We start from the raw sequence: 5,625 nt of genomic DNA, 5'->3' as shown, positions 1-5,625 counted from the left end.
CGTACCCCGGCGGGCGGTGGGGCCTATGCCTCGGCGACGGCCGGGACCTGGTCGGCGACCCTGCCCTCGAGCTCGCGGCTGATCTTCCGCTCGACGAAGAACGCGGCGGTCGGGATCGTGCCCGCCAGCAGCACCCACAGCTGCTTGCCCACCGGCCACTTCGCCTTGGAGCCCAGGTCGAAGGCGAAGACGAGGTACACGACGTACAGCCAGCCGTGCGCGATGGCCACGACGCGGGTGAAGTCCGCCGCGCCGTCGACGTCCAGCCCGTACTTGGCGATCATGCTCAGGCACAGCAGCACGAGCAGCACACCGGTGACGTAGGCCAGGACGCGGTAGCGGGTCAGCACGCTTTTCTTCATGCCGATGAGCGTAACCGCCCGTTCCGGGAGATCTTGTCCCGGGTCACTGCTCGTCGAAGTCGTGTGCCGCGACCCGCAGCGGCCGCAGCATCGCGAAGATCTCCCCGCACTCCTCCGCGTCGTACACGCCGAGCCCGAAGTCCATCGCCATCAGGTCCCGGGTGGCCGCCTCGACCACCTCGCGCCCCTTCTCCGTGATGACGGCGAGGGTGCCACGCCCGTCGTTGGGGTTGGGGCGCTTGGTCACCAGGCCCGAGCTGACCAGCCGGTCGACGGTGTTCGTCACGGACGTGGGATGCACCATGAGCCGCTCGCCGATCTTCGACATCGGCAGCTCGCCGGCCTTGGAGAAGGTGAGCAGCACCAGCGCCTCGTAGCGCGCGAACGTCAGTCCGTACGGCTTCACCACCGCGTCGACCTCGGCGAGCAGGATCTGGTGCGCACGCATGATCGAGGTGATCGCGGCCATCGACGGCACGTTTCCCCAGCGCCGCTTCCACAGGTCGTCGGCACGGGCGATGGGGTCGAAGGGGAGGCTGAGAGGCTTCGGCACGCCACCGACCCTACCGGCCGGTCATAACCGGTTCAGCCCTGTCTCGGCTTTCGGTCCTGCGGACCCCGGCGGCCAGGACACAGCAGCACAGAACGCCCAGAACACCGGCCCCCGCGACGGTGCCGGTCACGCCGACCACCTCGGCGGCCGCACCGGCCAGGGTCATGCCCACGCCCTGGATCGTCATCAGCCCCGCGCTGAGCACGGTCATGGCCCGACCGCGCAGCTCCCGCGGCACGGCCCGGACGAACCACTGGTCCAGGCCCAGGGTGTGCGCGGTTCCGGCGCCGGACAGCAGGAGGAGGAGCAGCGAGGCCGGCAGACCGGGGCGCAGGGCGTAGCCCAGGTACGGCAGCAGCGTGAGACAGACCAGCGGGAGGGCCATCCGCTCGCGGGTCACGGGCCGCAGTCGCGCGCCCGCGAACAGCTCGCCCGCGACCGTCCCGACCGGCAGCGCGCACATCAGCAGGCCGAGTCCGGTTGAGCCGGCGCCGAGCTCGTCGGCGTACGGGGCGGCGAGCGCCTCCGGCACCACGGAGAACATGGACGGCACCCAGAAGAGCAGCAGCAGGAGCCGGACCCGCCGGTCGGCGAACAGCGGCCGGGCTCCCGCGAGCCCGGCCGCCTCCCTGACCCGGGCGGGCCGCCGCCGGGTGCCGAGACGCAGCAGAGCCGCCGAGGCGAGGAAGGTGCCCACGGTGATCAGCAGGGCGTGCCGCGGCGCGACGACGGTGAGCAGCAGCCCGCCGAGCCCGTACCCCACCAGCAGTGCGCTCTGCGCGACGATCCGCAGCAGGGAGCGGCCGAGCACGAACAGGTCGCCGTCGAGGATGTCCGAGAGGGTCGCCATGCGGGTCCCCGCGAACACCGGTGAGACGACGGCGAGGCAGCAGCGCAGCGCGAGCAGGGCCGCGATGCCGGTCCCCGGCAGCGCCATCAGCGCCACGCAGCCCGCGCACACCAGGTCGCACCCGACCAGCACCCGCCGGGCCGGGAGGCGGTCGGCGACGCCCGACAGCAGCGTGCCGCCGACGAGGTACGGCAGGAAGCCGAGCGCGAAGGCGAGCGCGCTCAGCAGCGGCGAACCGGTGAGGTCGTACACGAGCACCGACAGTGCGATCTCGCTGACGATCACACCGAGCATGGACAGTGTGTGGGCGGCGAAGACGGCGCGGAACTCGGGCACGGCGAAGACACGGGCATAGCCGGCGGACCGCGCCGCCGGTTTCCGTTGCACGGCTGACATGCACGGCAGCGTGCAGGCGCCACGGGCCCGGCCCCAGAGATTCGGCGTGTGCCGAATCCCCAGAGCTCGGCTCCCGGTCCGACCGGCGAGGGCTCTGTCGTCGGCACGGCTCTCGACAAGGAGAATGCGTTCCGCCGGCGGGGTGTCCCCCTTCGGTTCTCATGTCACCGTCCCGAGGAGGTCCGCCATGCCGTCGCGCCTTTATTTCGAGGAGGGGGACTTCCTCAGGTGCCGGTTCGCGGTGTCACCTCTGTGGGAGACGCAGGAGGCGGTCCGCACACTCAAGCGGCCTGACCGGCACGGGTACCACGCACCCTGGCTGCGCCGGATCCGCCGGGCGGCCGCCGGGCTCGACCTGACCCCGCTGTGGCTGCTGATGCCGCGCCGCGGCCACTCCCCCGACTGGCTCGGCCCGCCCCCGATCGGTCCCGCGGCCACCTTCGGGGAGGAGATCGCGGCCGTGCGCGCGGCCGATCCGGAGGCAGCCCGTGCGGACACGGCCCGGTCGCTCGCGGACACCCCCGGCGCGCTGGAGTCGCCGTACGGCCTGGCCTGGCTGGCCGACCCGGAGCGGATGGTGCGGGACCTGGCGGACGCGATGGAACAGGCCTGGCACGTCCTCGTCGAACCGGACTGGCCCCGGCTGCGCGCCCTGCTCGAGGCCGATGTCGCCTTCCACTCCCGCCGGCTGGCCGAGGTCGGCCTGGGCGGCCTGCTGCCCGAGCTCAGCGGGCGCTTCGGCTGGCACGCCGGAACGCTGACCGTCGAGTCGGCGGGCGAGTACGAGCGGCACCTCGGCGGGCAGGGCTTGGTGCTGATGCCGAGTGTGTTCAGTTGGCCGGACGTGGTCACCGGCTTCGAGCCGCCCTGGCAGCCGGCCCTGGTCTATCCGGCCCGCGGTATCGGCGGGCTGTGGTCCGAGCCCGCGGACCGTGCCCCGGACACGCTGGTACGGCTCCTGGGCCGTGGCCGGGCCGCCGTCCTCACGGCTCTGGACGAACCGTCGACCACCACCGCCCTCGCCCACCGCCTCGGGCTCGCCGCGTCCTCGGTCTCCGCGCATCTGACGGTGCTCCGCGACTCGGGCCTGCTGACCTCACGTCGCTACGGGCACCAGGTCCTGTACGAACGCACACCCCTGGGGATCATGCTGGCGTCCGGCGGGTAGGGCACCCTGCGGGGGCCGTCAACGGCGGCTCGTGCGGCGCAGGTGGTGACGGACCGCCCGCTGGGCGACCGGCCCGAGCTCCTCCAGCGCCGCGACCAGCGCGGCGAGTTGCTCCAGGGCGTCCAGGGCCGCGTGGGCGCTCGCCTCGTCGACGCCCTCGTAGAGCTCGATGCCGACGAAGGAGGCGGCCAGGGCGCGGGCCAGGCCGGCCGGGTCGGTGAACTCTCCGAACGGGGTGGTCGCGAGGACCCTCCTCAGCACCTTCTCGATCTCGGTGATCCACAGGTCGAGGCCCGCCGCGGTGGCGGGACGGAGGGACTCGTGGGTCTGGGCGCCGGCGAGCAGCTGCCCGAGGAGGGCGACGTGGCCGCCCGCCCGCTCCTGCTCGTGTATCTCGCGGCCGACGGCGAGGAGTTCGGCGAGGGAGCCGACGGCGGCGAGGCGGGCGCGGTACCGGTCCACCGCCTTCTCGGCGCCGTAACGGCAGGCGGCGGCGAGGAGTTCGTCCACAGAGCCGAAGTGGTAGAAGACCAGCGCCTGGTTGACCCCGGCGGCCGAGGCGACCGTACGGGCGGACGTCTTGGCGATGCCCTGTTCGGTGAGCGTCCGCAGCGCACCCTCCAGGAGCTTGGTCTTCGTCTCCTGGGCCTTCGCCGTCTCCGGGCTCATGCGCGGGACTCCTCGCGGACCGGGCGCAGACCGGGTCGTACGCCGCAGGTCCGTATGTCCGTGTACGACGCCGTGAAGGAACCCTCGTAGCCGAAGAGCGGGCCGAAGTACTTGTTCACCACCCGCACACGGATGCGGAAGCGGCCCGCCGCGTCGTCGTAGGACTCCCGCACCTCGGCCGTGGCACCGACGAGTTCGGGCACGCGGACGTCGACCATGCCCTCCCGCAGGCGGTGTTCGCCGGACCGGACGAGCAGCGAGCCGTCGGGCTCGGCACGGAAGTGCAGCTCGCTGGCGAGGTGCTGGTGGGTGCCGAGGTAGTCGAGGACGCGGTCCCCCTTCGGGCTCAGCACCATCTGGGCGTCGAAGCGGCGGGAGCGGCCGGGCAGGTCGAAGGTGCGCACGAACGTCACCGTCTCACGGCCGAAGGTGTCCGCGTAGGGAACATTCTCGATCATGAACGGGATGTTCCTGCCCTCGCGCGGGACCAGGATGTTGCGGGTGGCGCCGAGCGCCAGGAACGGCTTCACGAAGGCCCCGCCGTGCCAGATGCGGTCCATCACGCCCCGGCCGGTGCAGGCCTCGCCGCTCGCCAGGCCCACCGAGAACCGGCGCCGCAGCTGGGGGTGGAGGCGGTCGAAGGAGGGGCCCAGCACGGTGCGGAACATCGAGCTCATGACCAGTTCTCCAGGGTGCGGAGCAGCCGCGGGGCCCGCACGCGCGCGGGCGGGGTGCGCAGGCAGCGCCGGGCGGCCGGGGTGCCGGAGAGGGGCGCCATGAGCAGGGCCAGTGAGATGGCGACGAGGAGGAGCAGCGGGCACAGGAAGGCGACGGCGGGCGCGAGCGGGCCGAGGAGGCCGACGAGGGGGCCGAGTCCGAGTCCGGTGCAGCAGACCGTGAGTACGAGCGCGCGGACCACCAGCTCGGTCAGCCAGTTCAGCAGCGCCCTCTCCGGAGCGATCCCCCGCTCCAGCCACAGCCGCAGGCGGTCGAAGGACCAGGCCGTCGCCCACCCCATCAACGGGCGGAACAGCACGCGGTCGGCGAACGCGCCGAAGGCGCCCCAGCGGGGCCGGTAGTCGTAACCCGTGAGGAAGCGGACGCCGTCCCCGTCCGGGACGTAGCGCCAGTAGCCGCTGCCCTCGGCGATCAGTGACAGCGGGTGCGGGGAGTGGAAGCGCAGGGCGGAGGTGCGGGTGCCGTCGGGGCGCTCCTTCTCGCCGGCGGAGACGCCCGTTCCCGCGACGGTGAGGAAGGGCAGGACGCGCGTCGCGTACCGGAAGCGCTGCGGCTCGTCCTCCGCGCGCGGGAGGTACTCGATCTCGGTGAACCGCAGGTCCCAGCGCCGGTGCCGGGCGGGGTCCTGGGTACGCGCCCACAGTTCGTCCAGGTCGGCGCGTATTCGGGCCTCGATGTAGAGCGCCTTGCTCTCCTTGCTCACCATTCGGTGTTCCCCCGTGTCAGCCAGTGGTTTGAGCGACCGCTCAAACGATCTCGACAGGAAGTTACACCCGTGTTTTCGACCCCGGAAAAAATTGGGCCCAGAAAAAACCCCCGCCCCGGGGGGCGGGGGTTTCGCCCCGTCCCCGGGGCGCGGACACCGGCCCGGTGCGCGCCGCCCGCGCCC

The 5,625-nt window shown here is 72.6% G+C and carries 7 protein-coding genes; 1 reads left to right on the top strand and 6 read right to left on the bottom strand.

The window, feature by feature from the left end; translation table 11 throughout:
• Positions 1 to 23: 23 nt before the first annotated feature.
• From ACFW2E_RS40280 to ACFW2E_RS40270, 3 genes are read right to left on the bottom strand one after another with little or no spacing between them, the layout of a single operon-like run.
• A complete protein-coding gene (locus tag ACFW2E_RS40280; RefSeq protein WP_384475081.1) occupies positions 24 to 362 on the bottom strand; it encodes a DUF3817 domain-containing protein in 339 nt (112 codons plus the stop codon).
• Between the two features lie 43 nt (positions 363 to 405).
• Entirely contained in the window at positions 406 to 915 is a 510-nt protein-coding gene (locus ACFW2E_RS40275; protein ID WP_384475078.1) for a MarR family winged helix-turn-helix transcriptional regulator, read from the bottom strand.
• 10 nt (positions 916 to 925) lie between these two features.
• On the bottom strand, positions 926 to 2,161 hold the full coding sequence (locus tag ACFW2E_RS40270) for an MFS transporter (RefSeq protein WP_384475075.1): 1,236 nt from the start codon (positions 2,159 to 2,161) through the stop codon (positions 926 to 928).
• A 187-nt stretch (positions 2,162 to 2,348) separates the two neighbouring features.
• Between ACFW2E_RS40270 and ACFW2E_RS40265 the strand changes: the two genes are divergently transcribed.
• The gene (locus ACFW2E_RS40265; RefSeq protein WP_384475072.1) at positions 2,349 to 3,329 is read left to right on the top strand and encodes a DUF5937 family protein; all 981 of its coding nucleotides are present in this window, start codon (positions 2,349 to 2,351) and stop codon (positions 3,327 to 3,329) included.
• Between the two features lie 18 nt (positions 3,330 to 3,347).
• Here ACFW2E_RS40265 and ACFW2E_RS40260 read toward each other — a convergent pair whose 3' ends face one another.
• Genes ACFW2E_RS40260 through ACFW2E_RS40250 form a run of 3 tightly spaced genes read right to left on the bottom strand, consistent with a single transcriptional unit; the run spans position 3,348 to position 5,442 of the window.
• Entirely contained in the window at positions 3,348 to 3,998 is a 651-nt protein-coding gene (locus tag ACFW2E_RS40260) for a TetR/AcrR family transcriptional regulator (protein WP_384475069.1), read from the bottom strand.
• Complete coding sequence (locus tag ACFW2E_RS40255) at positions 3,995 to 4,675, bottom strand: DUF4166 domain-containing protein (protein ID WP_384475066.1); 681 nt, start codon at positions 4,673 to 4,675, stop codon at positions 3,995 to 3,997. Before ACFW2E_RS40255 ends, ACFW2E_RS40260 begins: the two co-directional genes overlap by 4 nt.
• Complete coding sequence (locus ACFW2E_RS40250; protein WP_384475063.1) at positions 4,672 to 5,442, bottom strand: hypothetical protein; 771 nt, start codon at positions 5,440 to 5,442, stop codon at positions 4,672 to 4,674. Before ACFW2E_RS40250 ends, ACFW2E_RS40255 begins: the two co-directional genes overlap by 4 nt.
• Between the last annotated feature and the right edge of the window lie 183 nt (positions 5,443 to 5,625).

It is taken from the genome of Streptomyces sp. NPDC058964 (assembly GCF_042741275.1).
GTDB lineage: Bacteria > Actinomycetota > Actinomycetes > Streptomycetales > Streptomycetaceae > Streptomyces.
The sequence above is the reverse complement of the archived record's forward strand: the minus strand, read 5'-3'. Positions and strand labels throughout refer to the sequence as shown.